The organism is Limnomicrobium aquaticum, from assembly GCF_040545545.1.
GTDB lineage: Bacteria > Pseudomonadota > Alphaproteobacteria > Rhizobiales > Rhizobiaceae > Ensifer_A > Ensifer_A aquaticum.
On record NZ_JBEPMB010000001.1, the window covers coordinates 799,706 to 815,196 of the forward strand.

At 59.4% G+C, this 15,491-nt stretch carries 13 protein-coding genes and 1 tRNA gene; 4 read left to right on the forward strand and 10 right to left on the reverse strand.

The genetic code is table 11. From position 1 onward, the window contains the following. Positions 1 to 57: 57 nt before the first annotated feature. From ABID16_RS03980 to ABID16_RS03990, 3 genes are all read right to left on the reverse strand, one after another. Positions 58 to 1,035, reverse strand: coding sequence for a hypothetical protein (locus tag ABID16_RS03980; RefSeq protein WP_354555048.1), 978 nt, complete (start codon positions 1,033 to 1,035; stop codon positions 58 to 60). A 136-nt stretch (positions 1,036 to 1,171) separates the two neighbouring features. Further along, positions 1,172 to 4,966 (reverse strand): vitamin B12-dependent ribonucleotide reductase, encoded by a 3,795-nt coding sequence (locus ABID16_RS03985; RefSeq protein ID WP_354555049.1) that lies wholly within the window; start codon positions 4,964 to 4,966, stop codon positions 1,172 to 1,174. An 828-nt stretch (positions 4,967 to 5,794) separates the two neighbouring features. Next, positions 5,795 to 6,277 (reverse strand): MarR family winged helix-turn-helix transcriptional regulator, encoded by a 483-nt coding sequence (locus tag ABID16_RS03990; RefSeq protein WP_354555050.1) that lies wholly within the window; start codon positions 6,275 to 6,277, stop codon positions 5,795 to 5,797. Between the two features lie 119 nt (positions 6,278 to 6,396). Between ABID16_RS03990 and ABID16_RS03995 the strand changes: the two genes are divergently transcribed. Next, positions 6,397 to 7,320 (forward strand): SDR family NAD(P)-dependent oxidoreductase, encoded by a 924-nt coding sequence (locus tag ABID16_RS03995; RefSeq protein ID WP_354555051.1) that lies wholly within the window; start codon positions 6,397 to 6,399, stop codon positions 7,318 to 7,320. Positions 7,321 to 7,568: 248 nt separating this feature from the next. Here the strand turns inward: ABID16_RS03995 and ABID16_RS04000 are convergent, their stop codons facing one another. From ABID16_RS04000 to ABID16_RS04020, 5 genes are all read right to left on the reverse strand, one after another. Continuing rightward, positions 7,569 to 7,895 (reverse strand): hypothetical protein, encoded by a 327-nt coding sequence (locus ABID16_RS04000; RefSeq protein ID WP_354555052.1) that lies wholly within the window; start codon positions 7,893 to 7,895, stop codon positions 7,569 to 7,571. 175 nt (positions 7,896 to 8,070) lie between these two features. After that, positions 8,071 to 8,766: a class I SAM-dependent methyltransferase gene (locus ABID16_RS04005; protein WP_354555053.1), complete on the reverse strand. Its 696-nt coding sequence runs from the start codon at positions 8,764 to 8,766 to the stop codon at positions 8,071 to 8,073. Between the two features lie 39 nt (positions 8,767 to 8,805). Beyond that, complete coding sequence (gene gpt / locus ABID16_RS04010) at positions 8,806 to 9,303, reverse strand: xanthine phosphoribosyltransferase (protein WP_354555054.1); 498 nt, start codon at positions 9,301 to 9,303, stop codon at positions 8,806 to 8,808. A 242-nt stretch (positions 9,304 to 9,545) separates the two neighbouring features. After that, the gene (locus ABID16_RS04015) at positions 9,546 to 10,388 is read right to left on the reverse strand and encodes a universal stress protein (protein ID WP_354555056.1); all 843 of its coding nucleotides are present in this window, start codon (positions 10,386 to 10,388) and stop codon (positions 9,546 to 9,548) included. A gap of 158 nt (positions 10,389 to 10,546) precedes the next feature. Next, positions 10,547 to 11,308, reverse strand: coding sequence for a competence/damage-inducible protein A (locus ABID16_RS04020; protein WP_354555057.1), 762 nt, complete (start codon positions 11,306 to 11,308; stop codon positions 10,547 to 10,549). A gap of 213 nt (positions 11,309 to 11,521) precedes the next feature. On the opposite strand from ABID16_RS04020, the gene wrbA reads away from it, so the two are divergent. From wrbA to ilvA, 3 genes are all read left to right on the forward strand, one after another. Beyond that, complete coding sequence (wrbA, locus tag ABID16_RS04025; protein WP_354555058.1) at positions 11,522 to 12,121, forward strand: NAD(P)H:quinone oxidoreductase type IV; 600 nt, start codon at positions 11,522 to 11,524, stop codon at positions 12,119 to 12,121. Positions 12,122 to 12,245: 124 nt separating this feature from the next. Further along, positions 12,246 to 12,330: transfer RNA gene (locus ABID16_RS04030), tRNA-Leu, on the forward strand. A gap of 55 nt (positions 12,331 to 12,385) precedes the next feature. After that, entirely contained in the window at positions 12,386 to 13,636 is a 1,251-nt protein-coding gene (ilvA, locus tag ABID16_RS04035; protein WP_354555059.1) for a threonine ammonia-lyase, read from the forward strand. Between the two features lie 24 nt (positions 13,637 to 13,660). On the opposite strand, the gene arsC is transcribed toward ilvA, so the two are convergent. Both arsC and ABID16_RS04045 read right to left on the reverse strand, forming a co-directional pair. After that, positions 13,661 to 14,008, reverse strand: coding sequence for an arsenate reductase (glutaredoxin) (arsC, locus tag ABID16_RS04040; protein ID WP_354555060.1), 348 nt, complete (start codon positions 14,006 to 14,008; stop codon positions 13,661 to 13,663). A 42-nt stretch (positions 14,009 to 14,050) separates the two neighbouring features. Continuing rightward, positions 14,051 to 15,469 carry an aminotransferase-like domain-containing protein gene (locus tag ABID16_RS04045; RefSeq protein WP_354555061.1) on the reverse strand — a complete coding sequence of 473 codons (1,419 nt, stop codon included), beginning with the start codon at positions 15,467 to 15,469 and terminating at the stop codon, positions 14,051 to 14,053. Between the last annotated feature and the right edge of the window lie 22 nt (positions 15,470 to 15,491).

Genomic DNA, 15,491 nt, shown 5'->3' on the forward strand with positions numbered 1-15,491 from the left:
CCGCCGTTCGGTTGGCGTCGCTTTTGCGGACGTAATTCTGGCGGAATATCTTGCAATTTACGTCCAATGTTGCAGTTGGAGTTGTGTAGGGTTCGCCAAATTGAAGGTCTTCGTGGTCCCGTCTCCTGCGTAAAAGAGTCGATAACCAGTAAAGTGGCCATGAACGCTTTTTGACCACCGATTGAGCAAGGAACCATATATGCCTGAGTCAAATTCATCATGCACTTCGCTGCTGAATTCGAACACCCATTTGACTCGATTAAATGGGTGATCGTCGTCAAATGAGTAAATTGGTAACCTTGCTAACTTGGTGGCGGCGCTTGCGAATATTCTCTCTTCTGTTTTTTGATTTATCTCTTCTTCGCATACGCCAATCTTCTCAAGAAAATTAGCGAGCACGTCCGACATATCCGCCAAATACGTCAGTATGTTCCAAAGAAAGGACGTTATAGAGAGAACTTTTTTCCCGTTGCTATGAAGAACTGGATGCGGGCCTACGCCACCGTTGGCCCATCCTTCCACGAAGAATCCTAGAAGATTTATAGAATTTCCGGAATGGAAGAATGTTGTTTCATAGAGTCTTATGCGTCCATGAGTATGTTTTATTGTGTTTGCAAAATTAGAAATCTCGTCCCGTAAAGGTTTTATAGATTTTTTTAATAAAACTACATTTTTTGATGATGCGTAAACTCTGTCATATCTAAAAAATGTCTTTGCTATTTCTTCGATGTCATCAACGTGCTCCGCCGCTGAATAGAGACACAATTCAATATAATCGATGATATCGTCATTTGTTTTTCCGGGTTTCGTTTCCTTCTCTGAACGATTTTCCTTCCAGTAAAGCTCTAATTTCTCCGCGCATTTCTCTATCTTCGCGCAGATCTTTCCAATTGATAAATTGTATATTCCGAGTGGATGACGACAGTCCCTTTCTCTGTCGAAGCAAGCCCCTTCCCGTAGCGTTGAAAGGGCCTTTAACGCGGGAAGATTTATTTCGGGCTGTAGCTGTGATATATTTATGGTTTTTTTTGACATCAGTTGAAAACATTTTTAAACGTAGAAAGCCGAGTGACTTCATCACTCGGCTTTATATTAGTAATTTAGAAGAATACGAACGTCTAGTGGGTAGGTCGTGCTACTCGCAGCCGGCTTACGACTTATCCACGAAGGCTCAAGAGCACCCGCTCGTCGCACCACACGTATCGCACTTCTCGCAAGTCCCATTCCGCACCATCGTGAAGTTCTGGCATTCGGAGCACATGTTGCCCGTGTAGCCCTGCATCATCGACTTCATGCGGCGGTCGGCTTCGATCTTCTTGGCGTCCGACTTGGCAGCGGCGGCATCGGCTGCGGCCTTGTCGGAGAAGAGGGCGGTGATTTCTACCGTCGGGGCTTCGACGGCGATCTCCTCGGCCAGTTCGGCGGCGCGTTCCTCGTAGTCACGCTTGAAGCTGGTCGCGGCGTCTTCCTGGGCCACGGCTTCGATCTTGCGGGCGGCAGAGCCTGAGAAGGCCATGACGTTGGAGGCTCGAACCGAGGCAGTCGCCGGGGCAGCGGTTGCCGCACCCTTCGGCTCGGACAGCGGCGCGTGGCCGCCGGCGACGAGGACCGGCTTGTGGCCGCGGGTCCAGCCCGTGGAGATCAGGTTGGTCTTGCCTTCCTGGATGCCCTTGCCGAGCGCCGTGTTGCCGAAGTCGGACGTGTCGACATGGGCAAGGTCGTTGCGGTCGAGATAGGAGACGGCGAGTTCGCGGAAGACGTAGTCGAGGATCGACGTCGCCGACTTGATCGCGTCATTGCCCTGCACCATGCCGGCCGGCTCGAACTTGGTGAAGGTGAAGGCCTCCACATATTCTTCCAGCGGCACGCCATATTGCAGGCCGAGCGAGATCGCGATGGCGAAGTTGTTCATCATGGCGCGGAAGGCAGCGCCTTCCTTGTGCATGTCGATGAAGATTTCGCCCAGCCGACCATCGCCGAATTCGCCGGTGCGGAGATAAACCTTGTGACCGCCGACGACGGCCTTCTGGGTGTAGCCCTGGCGGCGGTTCGGCAGCTTTTCGCGGTCGCGGATGACCTTTTCGATGACGCGCTCGACGATCTTTTCGGTGATCGTGACGGCCTGGGCGGCCTGCGGCTGCTGGATCAGGTCTTCCAGTGCATCCTCGTCGTCCTCGTCCTCGATCAGCGAGGCGTTGAGCGGCTGGGAGAGCTTGGAACCGTCGCGGTAAAGCGCGTTGGCCTTGAGGCCGAGCTTCCAGGACAGCATGTAGGCCGAGCCGCAATCCTCAACGGTTGCCTCGTTGGGCATGTTGATCGTCTTGGAGATCGCACCCGAGATAAAGGGCTGGGCCGCCGCCATCATGCGGATGTGGCTTTCAACCGACAGATAGCGCTTGCCGATCTTGCCGCAGGGGTTGGCGCAATCGAAGACCGGCAGGTGCTCGGCCTTCAGGAAGGGGGCGCCTTCCAGCGTCATCGCGCCGCAAACGTGCACGTTGGCCGCTTCGATCTCCTTCTTGGAGAAGCCGATATGTTCGAGCAGGTTGAAGCTCATGTCGGCGAGCTGGTCGTCGGTCACTTTAAGCGTCGTCTTCAGGAAGTCGGCGCCGAGCGTCCACTGGTTGAAGATGAACTTGATGTCGAAGGCAGCCTTGGTCGCGGCGTTCAGCGCTTCGATCTTCTCATCGGTGAAGCCCTTGGCGCGCAGCGTCGAGGGGTTGACGCCCGGCGCCTGGTTCAGGTTGCCGTGGCCGACGGCATAGGCGTCGATTTCGGCGATCTGGCTTTCCGAATAGCCGAGCGTGCGCAGCGCTTCGGGAACGGCCGCGTTGATGATCTTGAAGTAGCCGCCGCCGGCGAGCTTCTTGAACTTGACGAGTGCGAAGTCGGGCTCGATGCCGGTCGTGTCGCAATCCATGACGAGGCCGATCGTGCCGGTGGGCGCAATCACCGAGACCTGCGCGTTGCGGTAGCCATGCTTTTCGCCGAGCTCCAGCGCCTTGTCCCAGGCGGCCGTGGCGTGGGCCACGAGGTCGGCATCCGGGCATTCGCTGTGGATGAGCGCGACCGGGTTGACCGACAGCGCTTCATAGCCCGAGGTCTGGCCGTGCGCAGCGCGGCGGTGGTTGCGGATGACGCGCAGCATGTTGTCGCGGTTCGGCGCATAGCCCGGGAAGGGGCCGAGTTCCGAGGCGATTTCGGCGGATGTCGCATAGGAGACGCCGGTCATGATGGCGGTGAGGCTGCCTGCGATGGCGCGGCCTTCGGCGCTGTCATAGGGAATGCCGGACGACATCAGCAGGCCGCCGATATTGGCATAGCCGAGGCCGAGCGTGCGGTATTCGTAGGAGAGTTCGGCAATGCGACGCGACGGGAACTGCGCCATCATCACCGAGATTTCGAGAACCAGCGTCCACAGCCGAACGGCATGCTCGTAAGCGGCAATGTCGATCTTCTTGGTGGCGGCGTCCTTGAACTGCATGAGGTTCAGCGAAGCCAGGTTGCAGGCCGTGTCGTCGAGGAACATGTATTCCGAGCACGGGTTCGAGGCGCGGATCGAGCCCGCAGCCGGCGAGGTGTGCCAGTCGTTCATCGTCGTGTTGAAGTGGATGCCCGGATCGGCGGACGCCCAGGCGGCGTAGGAGACCTGTTCCCAGAGTTCGCGGGCCTTCAGCGTCTTGACGACCTTGCCGTCCTTGCGGGCGGTGAGGTTCCAGGTGCCATCGTTCTCGACGGCGCGCAGGAAGTCGTCGCGGACCGAGATCGAGTTGTTGGAGTTCTGGCCGGAAACGGTCAGATAGGCTTCCGAATCCCAGTCCGTGTCATAGGTCTTAAATTCGAGATCCTTGTAGCCCTGTTCGGCGAACTGGATGACGCGCTTGACGTAGTTTTCCGGAACGGAAGCCTTCTTGGCGGCGCGGATTTCGCGCTTCAGGGCCGGGTTCTCGTTGGGGTCGAAGCAGGCGCCGTTCTCGGCCTCGCAATTGATGCAGGCCTTCATGATCGCCTTCAGATGCTTGGCGACAATCTTCGAGCCGGTGACGAGGGCAGCGACCTTCTGCTCTTCCTTGACCTTCCAGTTGATATATTCCTCGATATCGGGGTGATCGATATCGACCACGACCATCTTGGCGGCGCGGCGCGTCGTGCCGCCCGACTTGATCGCGCCGGCGGCGCGGTCGCCGATCTTGAGGAAGGACATGAGGCCGGAGGAGCGGCCGCCGCCCGAAAGCTTTTCGCCCGAACCGCGCAGGTTCGAGAAGTTGGAGCCGGTGCCGGAGCCATACTTGAAGAGGCGGGCTTCACGCACCCACAGGTCCATGATGCCGCCTTCGTTGACCAGATCGTCCTCGACGGACTGGATGAAGCAGGCATGCGGCTGCGGATGTTCGTAAGCGGACTTGGACTGCGTCAGCTTGCCGGTGAAGGGGTCGACATAGAAATGGCCCTGGCCGGGGCCGTCGATGCCATAGGCCCAGTGCAGGCCGGTGTTGAACCACTGCGGGGAATTCGGCGCAACGCGCTGCGTGGCCAGCATGTAGGCCAGCTCGTCGCGGAAGGCGAGTGCATCTTCCTCGGAGGTGAAATACTTGCCCTTCCAGCCCCAATAGGTCCAGGTGCCAGCGAGACGATCGAAGACCTGACGCGCATCGGTCTCCGCGCCGTAGCGCTCACCTTCGGGAAGCGCCTTCAGCGCCTTTTCGTCGGCGACGGAGCGCCACAGCCACGAGGGAACATTGTTTTCCTCGACCTTCTTGAGACGTGCGGGAACGCCGGCCTTGCGGAAATACTTCTGGGCCAGAACGTCGGTCGCGACCTGGGAGAACTGGGTGGGCACGTCGATATCGGCGGCGCGGAACACGATCGAGCCATCGGGATTGCGGATTTCGCTCACCGCCTTGCGGAAGGGGATTTCCGCGTAAGCCGACTGGCCTTCCTTGGTGAAACGACGTTCGATGCGCATCTGTCCAGTCCTTTTTTCCGCTGCCTGCCATCCTGACCGCAGGCAAAGTTTTTCTGTTCCGGCTTCGCGCTTGTTCAGCGCGCAGCCAGTCGCTCAGTCCCTGTCAAACGGGTGAGACTCGTTGGTCCCGAACCCTCTATCTTGTGGTGAGGTTGGCTGCAAACGCTAAATATAGTGTTAACAGCTTTTTAAATCTAGACCCCATTCCGTTCGTTACGGGCGGGCGCAAGACATGGCTTTCCCCCTCGGCCGGATGCGGATCATCCGCATTCGGGCCTCTTCGAAAGCCCATCTTTTTGTGATTGAACCGACCTCGTGAACTCTTCGATTCCGCCGCCGCCGCAACGTGAGGACCAATAGACTTTGTTTCGCCCGATTCGGTCAAGACCTTGTTCACCATAGTGTCATGGCCCCTAGATGTTGTGGGTATTGCTGTGGAAACTGTGGATGAACGAAACAGCCCAGCAAAAACAGGGATTTGCGAGAGGCGGCTCTGAGCGCGTGAAGGCAACCTACGAGATTTCGAGGGTGTAAACTTGTGCTGCGTGGCACAAAAACAGCGCATTTTACCGAATCCGGATATTAAAATGCGGATAACGAAAATAAGGCCTTGCCTTATGCGGATAAGCCTCCAGCGAAACTGTCAAGCTTTCGAAATCCTCAATTCTATCAGATAGATATTGAAGTCTTTGGATGATGTCTCCGCATGCTTCACGCCACCGCATGCCGCGGTCATGCCCGCTGATATCGAGATGGGATTTTGTCCATTGAACGCGATGGCTTGCGTTGTTTTGCAGCCACTGCGTCAGCCTCCCGCAACGGTTCTGCTTACCGCTCGGAAAGCTGCCGGCCGAAGCGGCTCGATTGCTCGCTGAAGCGGGCCAGGAGGTCGGTCAGCAGCGCCAGTTCTTCCTCCGACCACCCATCCGTGATGGTTTCGGTCATGTAGTCGCCGATCCGGAACAGTTGGGCGGCGACCTTGCGGCCCTCGTCCGTGAGGTTGACCAGACGGGCGCGCTGGTCGGAAGGGTCGGACACGGCCTCGACCAGACCCAGTGCCGTTAGACGGTTCACGGACTTGGTGAGTGCTGCCGCGCCCAGCGAAAGATCGTCTGCGAGCGAGCCAGGACGGCGGGGCGAGGTGTAGCCGAGCTCCCAGATGACCCGTGCATCAGTCTCGTTGCAGCCGGTGCGCGACAGTCCTAGAAGCGCATCGCGAAAGCGCGGCGACATCCACATCCGCATGAGATCAGCGAGGTGACCCGTAAGTTCCCGCTCGTAACCGAATTGTCCGCCAGTCTTTTTTGTCATTCGCCGAAAATGAGCGCTCCGAATTTAATTTTCAAGTGGCCTTGAAATTAGTTTCCACCGGATAATATATTTGCGTGAGGGGGCATGAGCATTCAAACCAACTCGGAGGAGTTAAATCCATGAAAAAATTGGCTTTTGACGGTGACGTCGTCGCAATCACCGGTGCCGGTGGCGGGATCGGGCGTGCCTACGCCCTGGAATTTGGCCGCCGCGGCGCGCGCGTCGTGGTCAACGACCTTGGTGCTGCGCGCGGTGGCGGCGGGGCTTCGGAGAAGCCTGCCCGTGAAACTGTCGCGCTCATTCAGGAAGCGGGTGGGCAGGCTGTCGCGCATTTCGGCGATATCTCGACACGGGCCGGGGCCTCAGGCCTCATTGATATGGCGATCTCCACCTATGGACGGATTGACGCTCTGGTCAACAATGCCGGGATCGCCGCCGATATCCCCCTGCTGGACGCCAGCGAGGCGGACTTCGACCGGTTCTGGCGCATCAACGTCATGGGTTCGGTGCTCACCATCCAGGCTGCATGGCAGCATTTTCAGGCTCAGGGCCGCGGCCATATCGTCAACACCACGTCGAGCGCCGCGCTTTACGGCATGAGCGGCCAGGCACCCTATGCCTCTGCCAAGGGCGGGATCATCGGCCTCACCAAGGCGCTGGCCGTTGAAGGTGCGCCGCTCGGCATCATGGTGAACGCTGTCAGCCCCGGCGCCTTTACCCGCCAGCATGAAGACGTCATCACCGACGAGGCCTTCCGTGCCTACTCGGCCAAGACCATGCGGACCGATCTCGTGGCGCCGGTGGTGGCCGTCATCGCCCACCGTTCCTGCACGACCACGGGGCAGATCTTCCAGTCGTTCTCGGGACGCTATGCCCGCGTCGTCATCGGCGAGCCGGCAGGCTATCTTTCCGACGAGCCTTCGGCAGAATCGATCCTTGAGCATTGGGACGATCTGCTCGACACCAATGGCATCCTCATGCCGGGCAACGTCATGGAGGTCGCTCCGGTGCTTCTCGCTGCCGCGCAACGCCGGAAGGCCTGATTGCCGGCGACGCCAGACGGCCGAGGCGGGTCAATGATCCGCTTCGGCAGGCGACCCCGTCAGATGGTTTCGCGGGTTCGATGGCCTTCTGGGTGGCCATGCAAATGAAAGAGCGCTTTCGGTTAGCCACAACCGCCGAAAGCGCTCATCTATTCTGAAGCCGGCGACGATGCAGGAACCTGCCGCCGTCGGCTTTGCAATATCGCGAAGGATAGGGTCGCGAAGGATAGGCTCGTGATATCAGCTGCTTACTGCACGGCCATGTTGCAGTTCATCTTGGGGTCGTCCCAAATCTTTTGCAGATTGGCCGGCAGGCTCCCCCAGGATTTACCCGCTTCGACATCGTATTTCTGCTCCATGTAGAGGCAGACGTTGCGGTTGCAGTTCTTGTCTTCCCAGGCCTTCTTGTCGTCGGCGCTGGCCGAACCCCAGGACTGGTAGGGAACGATGGAGAGATCTTCCATCATGGCACCGCAGCTATCGACTTCGTCTGCAAGCGCCGGAGCCGCATAGGAAACGGCCAGAGCGACGGAGGCAGCGAAAAGGCTGAGGTAAAATTGGGTAGCCTTTGTCATGAATAAAATTCCTTATAATTCAATAGCTTGTTATCTAATGCAAAACATATTTCGTAAATTTGCAGGACGCAACAGCAGCGCCACGCCAAACGGCATCGTCCCGGAAATATTATAAATTGCGTATACTGGCCGGGCAGCGCAGCAGGAGCGGTTCTGCCGGCCGCAGTCGCCGCGCTCAGGCTTTCCGCACCGACAGAAAGAGAAATCGCGGCTCGGTTGAGAGCAGACCATGCGCCTCCGGAAAGCGGGAGCGTGCCTCTTCATCGGGTTGAGGTTCGCTCAGTGCTTCAAGTTGAAATCCAGCGGATATCAGGGCATCGAACATGGCATGAAGTGGGCGATGCCAGAAGCGCATCGTGACAGTCTTCGCTCCGCGCCGCCAGGTTTCGTTGAAACTGTATGTCTCGAAATAATTGTGGTGGCCGGACAGTTTGTGATCCATGAAGGGATGATGGGTTGAAAAGACCAGCCGGCCACCCTTAGCCAAAAGACGGGCGAATTCGGAAAGGGTGTGCGACCAGTCGGGAAAATAATGCATGACCAGCGACGCCATGATCAGATCGAAGGCGCCGTTGTCGAAAGGAAGCGGCTCATTCAGATCCGCCACTGCAAACCGTGCGCGATCCTGGAGGCGGTGTCGCGCGAGTTTCAGCAGTTCGGCGCTGGCGTCGATGCCTGTCAGGATTGCTCCGCGCTCCACGAGCGCTGCGGCATGAACGCCGCTGCCACAGCCTGCATCCAACACTCTCAGGTCAGCCACATCCCCAACCATCGAAAGAATGGCCGGACGCTCGTAAAGAGCATTCCACGCATTGTTTTCGTTGTCGGCGTCATAGGCCGCAGCAAACGCGTCGTAGTCGTTCTCGGGCATCAGTCACTCCCTGGCCAGCGCCCTCATTGAGAAACGAATTTACCCCTTGCTGCCCTTGGCGATTGGCTCCTGATAGGTGAAGCCCATGTCCCAGGGGAAGTAGATCCATGTGTCCTGGCTGACTTCGGTCACAAACGTGTCGATGGTCGGCACGCCCTTCGGCTTGGCGTAGACGCAGGCGAAATGCGCCTTCGGCAGCATGGCGCGGACTTCCAGCGCGGTCTTGCCGGTATCCGTCAGGTCGTCGACCACGAGCACGCCGGCGCCGTCTTCCGTCAGCAGGTCGCTGGCAATGCCCTTCAGGAGGTTCATGTCGCCCTGGTTCACATAGTCATGGTAGGAGGCGATGCAGACCGTATCGATGAGGCGGATGTTCAATTCGCGCGAGATGATGGCCGCCGGCACGAGGCCGCCGCGGGTGATGCAGACGATGGCGCGGAACTCCTGGCCTAGACCTGCCAGCCGCCAGGCGAGCGCGCGGGCGTCGCGGTGAAACTGGTCCCAGGAGACGGGAAAGGCTTTTTCGGGCAGGGACATCAGCAATCTCCAATCGGCTGGGCTGGGCAATGGTGGGGCCAAAATAAAATGCCACGCCCCGGAAAACAGGGCGTGGCACTTTCTCTAACCGGAAAATTCGCGGCTTTGCAACGGGTGCGACCACCCGGCCTGTGGGCAAATGTGAAAGTCTGCCGGGTTCAGGTTGAACCCGGCAGACTCAGGATTCTTTGATTTTCGTTTGTCTGTCGGGAAAACCGGTGCCCACTTTTCCCCGACAAACTCTATCGCGACATGAGCGTCAGCGTGGTCATCGAGCCCAGCAGCGTCTTGGTGGCGCCGCCGAAAATGCGTTCGCGAATGCGCGAGTGGGTATAGGCACCCATGACGAGCAGGTCTGCAGAGAAATCCGAGGCGCGGTTCTCGATGACTGCGCCGACGGGCTTGCCGCCGGATTCGACATTGTTGGCGTTGACCTTGATGCCGTGGCGGGCAAGCGTCACACCAAGCTCGGAGCCGGCGAAATCGGCCGACTGGTTCATGTCGTTGCGGGCATCGACGGAGAAGATTTCGACTTCCTTGGCGCCGAGCAGGAACGGCATGGCGTCGAAGACGGCGCGGGCGGCTTCCCGCGAACCGTTCCAGGCAATCAGCACACGCTCGATCGGCTTCGGCGTGGTCTGGATATAGGGCACCATGATGACCGGGCGGCCGCATTCGAAGATCAGCACTTCAATGTCGGCGCGCTGCGCGGACGAGGTCTTCTCATCAAACTGGGCGCAGAGCACCAGATCGGTGCTGCGGGCGCTATCGACCACGCCGGCAGACGAATAGCCACCGGCCCCGCGGAACTTGCGCCATTCATGCGAAACGCCTTCGCGCTCGGTGATCGCCAGGAACTTCGCCTGGATGGTGGTCGCGCGTTGTTCGGCGGCTTCCTGCAGAGCCATGATGGCGGCGGGGTCCGGGATTTCCATCGGCGCGTAGATGAAGACCTGTTCCGGCGCTTCTGCATAGACGGCGATCAGATGCGCGTCGTGCTTGTTGGCAAGCGCCACGCCTGTCTCGATGACGCTGTCGGCAGCTTCGGGGGAGTTGAGAACGGCAAGTATGGTTTTGATGGACATGGTGTGCCTCCTGATCTTTTAGCGATCTGCGATCCGGCGATAGGTGTTTTCTATAAGCGCGCGAGACGCCTTGCCGGTTCCATGGGTACACCTTCGCGCTTCGGGGTGAGGCGCGCTTTGACCTTGGTCAAGTGGGGAGCGGAGCAGGTGGCCGTTCGTCAGGCTCTGGCCGAGTCGCGTGTCTGGCGAATGGCATCGAGCATGGCTTCAACATCCGCAACGGCCGCCTGGAGCACGGCCTCATCGCGGGCTCTCACGACAATCTCGGTGTAGAAGCCGTTTCCGTCGAATTTGGGGTAGGAGCCGATCGAGGTGTCGGCATGGTTCTTCTGGACCTCGGTGAGCGGCTTGCCAATTTCGCCTTCGCCGAAGGGAGACACGACGGTGCGGCTCATCACGGGGACGCCTGTCGGCAATTGTGGAAGCAGCCATCCGACCATGGCCTGAAAGACCGACGGAACGCCGGCCATGACATGGACATTCCCGACAATGAAACCCGGCGCGGTGGACACCGCGTTTTCGATGTGCCGCGCGCCTTGCGGCATGCGCGCCATACGCTGGCGGGCCTCGTTGAACTCGATCCCGCGACGCTCGTACATTGCGCCCAGCAGCCGCATGGCCTCCGCGTCGTGTACGCAGGGCAGGCCAAAGGCCGCCGATATGGCATCTGCCGTAATATCATCATGAGTCGGCCCGATGCCGCCGGAGGTGAAGACGAGATCGTATTTCATCCTGAGCGCATTGACGGCCGCGACGATCGCGTCCTGATCATCGGCGACGATGCGCACTTCCTTGAGATCAATGCCGTAGATCGTCAGGTTTTCGGCAAGATAGCCGATATTCTTGTCCTTGGTGCGGCCGGAGAGGAGTTCGTCGCCGATGGCGAGAATGGCGGCGGTGACAATCTTATGCTGGGTCAAGGTCTCTCTCCGGGCGTGCGGGTGAAGCCCGAAAATGATGTCCCGACCGGCGATATGCAAGGGAATTTTGCAGCGCAATATATGAACGATGGGTGAAATTTTTCCGCGTTCTTGTGAACACTGCGTTTCAATCGGGCCAGTATTAATGAACAACGCAACGGGCTATTGTCCCGTCATTCGTCTTGACCGGTTGTTCCACGAAAGGACCCCACAATGGCAAAAGTTCTCGTTCTCTACTATTCTGCCTATGGCCATATCGAAACCATGGCTTATGCCGTCGCCGAAGGCGCAAAGTCTGCCGGCGCCGAAGTCACGGTGAAGCGCGTTCCGGAACTGGTGTCCGAGGAAGTTGCCAAGGCATCCTACTACAAGTTGGACCAGGCTGCTCCGATCGCAACCGTTGACGAACTGGCCGAATACGACGCCATCATCGTCGGCGCTGGTACGCGTTACGGCACCGTTGCCTCGCAGATGCGCAATTTCTGGGACCAGACGGGCGGCCTTTGGTTCAACGGCAAGCTCGTCGGCAAGGTCGGCTCGATGTTCACCTCGACCGCCACGCAGCATGGCGGCCAGGAAACCACCATCATGGGCTTTATCCCGACCTTCCTGCACCACGGCATGATGTATGTCGGCCTGCCTTATGCCTTCCAGGGCCAGATGGGTGTTGAAGCCGTCAAGGGTTCGTCCCCCTACGGCGCTTCCACGATCACCGACGGCGACGGCTCGCGCCAGCCTTCGGAAATCGAACTCGAAGCCGCTCGCTTCCAGGGCGCCCATGTCGCCAAGATCGCGGCCAAGCAGACCGCTTGAGTTTCAACGTCATGAATTTGAAGAGCGCGCGGCCGAAGGGTCGCGCGTTTTTCGTTGCGGGTGTACGCTCAGATGTGGAAACGGGCTTGATCGGAACCGCATGCTCGGATACGCGAAAGGTCGCGCGGGCGTGGCGAAACTGGTAGACGCAAGGGACTTAAAATCCCTCGGCCTTGGCTGTACGGGTTCGACCCCCGTCGCCCGCACCAGTCGAATTTCCCCTTGTCTCTCAGGCCAAGGGCGGCAGGCAGACGAGGGCCGATTTTGAACAGGCAGACTATCGATGACGCGCTTGCCGCGATGCGGGGGCTGTTTCCCGAAACGCCGCTGCAGCTCAATGATCACTTGAGTGCAAGGTATGGCGCCGAGATCTGGCTGAAGCGCGAGGACCTGTCGCCGGTGCGCTCCTACAAGATCCGGGGCGCGTTCAACTTTCTTCGAAAGGCGATCGGTAAGGGCGGGACAGGGCAGACCTTCGTCTGTGCTTCCGCCGGCAACCACGCGCAGGGTTTTGCCTATGTCTGCCGCCATTTCGGCGTGCGCGGCACCGTCTTCATGCCGGTGACGACGCCGCAGCAGAAGATCGAGAAGACGCGCATCTTCGGCGCCGGCTTCATCGAGATCAAGCTATTCGGCGACTTCTTCGACCAGTGCTACAAGGCCGCCCGCGACCATGCCGAAGCAACCGGCGCGATGATGGTGCCGCCCTTCGATCATCCCGATATCATCGAGGGACAGGCGACTGTCGCGGCAGAAATTCTCGCACAACTGCCAGATGGCAGCGTGCCGGATCTGGTCATTATCCCCGTCGGCGGTGGTGGATTGTCCTCCGGCGTCACCGGATATCTGGCGGGAACCGTAGTGAGGGAGGGCTTTACCTTCTGCGAGCCGGAGGGCGCGCCGAGTCTGAAGCGGGCGCTGGAGGCGGGCGGGCCTGTGACGCTCTCCAAGGTCGACAATTTTGTCGACGGAGCGGCGGTCGCCCGGATTGGCGATCTGAATTTCGCGGCGCTTTCGACCTTCTCGCCCGATCAAGTCATGACTATTCCCGAAAACGCCATCTGCGTCTCGATGATCGAAATGCTGAATATCGAGGGCGTGGTGCTGGAGCCTGCCGGGGCGCTGTCGATAGCCGCGCTCGCGCAGATGCCGGCGGAGCGATTGAAGGGTAAGCGCGTCGTCGCCATCGTATCGGGTGGCAATTTCGATTTCGAGCGGCTGCCGGATGTGAAAGAGCGCGCCATGCGCCACTCCGGTCTCAAGAAGTATTTCATTCTGCGGCTTGCCCAGCGTCCCGGCGCGTTGAAGGATTTCCTGAACCTGCTCGGTCCAGAGGATGACATCGCTCGTTTCGAATATCTAAAGAAATCCGCCCGCAATTTCGGCTCGATCCTGATCGGGATAGAGACGGCCAAGCCTGAGAATTTCGGACGTCTCACTGAAGCCTTCGAGGCTGCAGGCCTTGGATATCAAGACATTACCGAGAACGAAATCCTATCTAGTCTTATTATCTGAATATTCTATAATCGAAATATCAGATTATAGAATTTCTGCCACCTGCTCCTTCGGACGGCCCAGGCGGATGCCTTTTTCGGAGATCACGATGGGGCGCTCGATGAGGATCGGGTTGGACAGCATTGCGTCCAGAAGATCGTTGTCCGTCAGCGACGGATCGTCGAGGCCCAGTTCTTTGTAGAGCGGCTCCTTGCGGCGCATGATCTGCCGCGGATTCATCTCGAGCGCCACAAGCATGCGGACAAGCTCGGCGCGCTCCGGCGGGTGCTTCAGATATTCAACGATCGCGGGATCGTGACCCGCTTCACGGATCATCTCCAGCACGGCACGGGAGGTTGAGCAGCGGGGATTATGCAGGATGGTGATGTTCAAGATGCGTTCCGGGTCATGCGTTGCCGATGCCCGACGCGTCCGTCAGGCATCCGTGTCATACCCGGTCTGGCCGGCGTCGATGAGCGCTTTCAGCGTTTTCAGCCCGTTTTCAACATCTTTCCGGTCCTGGGGCGAGGAATAGCTGATACGCACGGCGTGGTGAACCTTGTCGGAGCGCGCCGGCTTGAATTCGTCCTCGTCGTCGATGAGGATGCCACGGTCAAAGGCAGCCTGCTTGTAGGTGCCGGCGTGCCAGGGCTCGGGCAGCCGCAGCCAGAAGAAGGGCGCGCCGCGCTGGTGGCTGATGTCAAGATCGCCGAAGATCGCCTCCACCATTTCCTCGCGCGCCCGGCATTCGGCCAGAACCTGCCGGCGGATCGTGCTTGCGGTGCCGGACAAGACGAGTGACGCGCAGAGTTCGAAAAGCAGGAAGGGAATGCCGCCGGTCGAGAGCTTGTGGGTGATGTTGACGCGTGCGGCGAAATGCGGCGGGCAGGCGACCCAGCCGCCGCGCACGCCGGCGGCCACGGACTTCGAAAGCCCGCCGATATGGAAGGTCTTGTCGGGCGCGAGTTCGGCGAGGAAGGGCAGGCCGTCCTCGGCCATGGCGCCATAGAGATTGTCCTCTATCAGCCAGACATTATGGGTCCGCGCGATCTCCGCAATCGCCTTGCGCCGCTCGACCGACAGCGTGACGGCGGTCGGGTTCTGGGCAGACGGCATGAGGAAGATGGCCTTGGGATGCTTCTGGGCACAAACGCGCTCCAGATCGTCCGGCAGAATGCCGACCGCATCGGAGGCTACGGTGACAATGCGCCGGCCGGTCATGGCTGCTGCGCGCGACACCTGGGCATAAGTCAGTTCCTCGAAGGCGATATAGTCGCCCGGCTGCGAAATCGCGTGGATGACCGACATGATACCGGCATGCGCGCCAAGAACGGGAACAATGCAGTCGACCGTGGGCTGCCAAGAGGCGTTGGAAAGCCACTTGCGCCCCGCTTCCTTCCAGCGTTCCGGTATGATGCGGGTGTAGCTCGAAATCTCGTCGCGATAGTCGCGCACGGTGCGCGTCAGGAATGTCTCGATCGGGCCTGATTGTCCCACATCGGGCGCTGCGGTCGTATCAAACCGCAGCTTGCCCGCAGGCGGGACGGGCAGGCGGGTGCCTGAGAAGGCGCTGACGATGCGGTCGCGTCCGTCATTGGCCGGCTCCTCCTGTTGCTGCAGGACATACGTGCCGCGCCCAACCTCGCCCGAGACAAGGCCACGTTCGCGCACCAGGGCATAGGCCCGGCCAATTGTACCGATTGTCACCTTGATGTCATAGGCCAAGTCGCGCTGGGGCGGAAGCTTTGCGCCGGGCGGCAGAATGCCGGCGGCGATGTCGGCCTCGATCTGATCGGCCAGCCGCACATAGAGCGGTCCCGAACCTTCCTGCAGTGATGGTAGCCAATTTGTCATGGTGACAATTATCCGTATTGCA

Bases quoted from the DNA above. Each gene is read 5' to 3' on its own strand.
- ABID16_RS03980 (WP_354555048.1), bottom strand. From the start codon at position 1,035: ATGTCAAAAAAAACCATAAATATATCACAGCTACAGCCCGAAATAAAT.
- ABID16_RS03985 (WP_354555049.1), bottom strand. From the start codon at position 4,966: ATGCGCATCGAACGTCGTTTCACCAAGGAAGGCCAGTCGGCTTACGCG.
- ABID16_RS03990 (WP_354555050.1), bottom strand. From the start codon at position 6,277: ATGACAAAAAAGACTGGCGGACAATTCGGTTACGAGCGGGAACTTACG.
- ABID16_RS03995 (WP_354555051.1), top strand. From the start codon at position 6,397: ATGAAAAAATTGGCTTTTGACGGTGACGTCGTCGCAATCACCGGTGCC.
- ABID16_RS04000 (WP_354555052.1), bottom strand. From the start codon at position 7,895: ATGACAAAGGCTACCCAATTTTACCTCAGCCTTTTCGCTGCCTCCGTC.
- ABID16_RS04005 (WP_354555053.1), bottom strand. From the start codon at position 8,766: ATGCCCGAGAACGACTACGACGCGTTTGCTGCGGCCTATGACGCCGAC.
- gpt (WP_354555054.1), bottom strand. From the start codon at position 9,303: ATGTCCCTGCCCGAAAAAGCCTTTCCCGTCTCCTGGGACCAGTTTCAC.
- ABID16_RS04015 (WP_354555056.1), bottom strand. From the start codon at position 10,388: ATGTCCATCAAAACCATACTTGCCGTTCTCAACTCCCCCGAAGCTGCC.
- wrbA (WP_354555058.1), top strand. From the start codon at position 11,522: ATGGCAAAAGTTCTCGTTCTCTACTATTCTGCCTATGGCCATATCGAA.
- ABID16_RS04045 (WP_354555061.1), bottom strand. From the start codon at position 15,469: ATGACAAATTGGCTACCATCACTGCAGGAAGGTTCGGGACCGCTCTAT.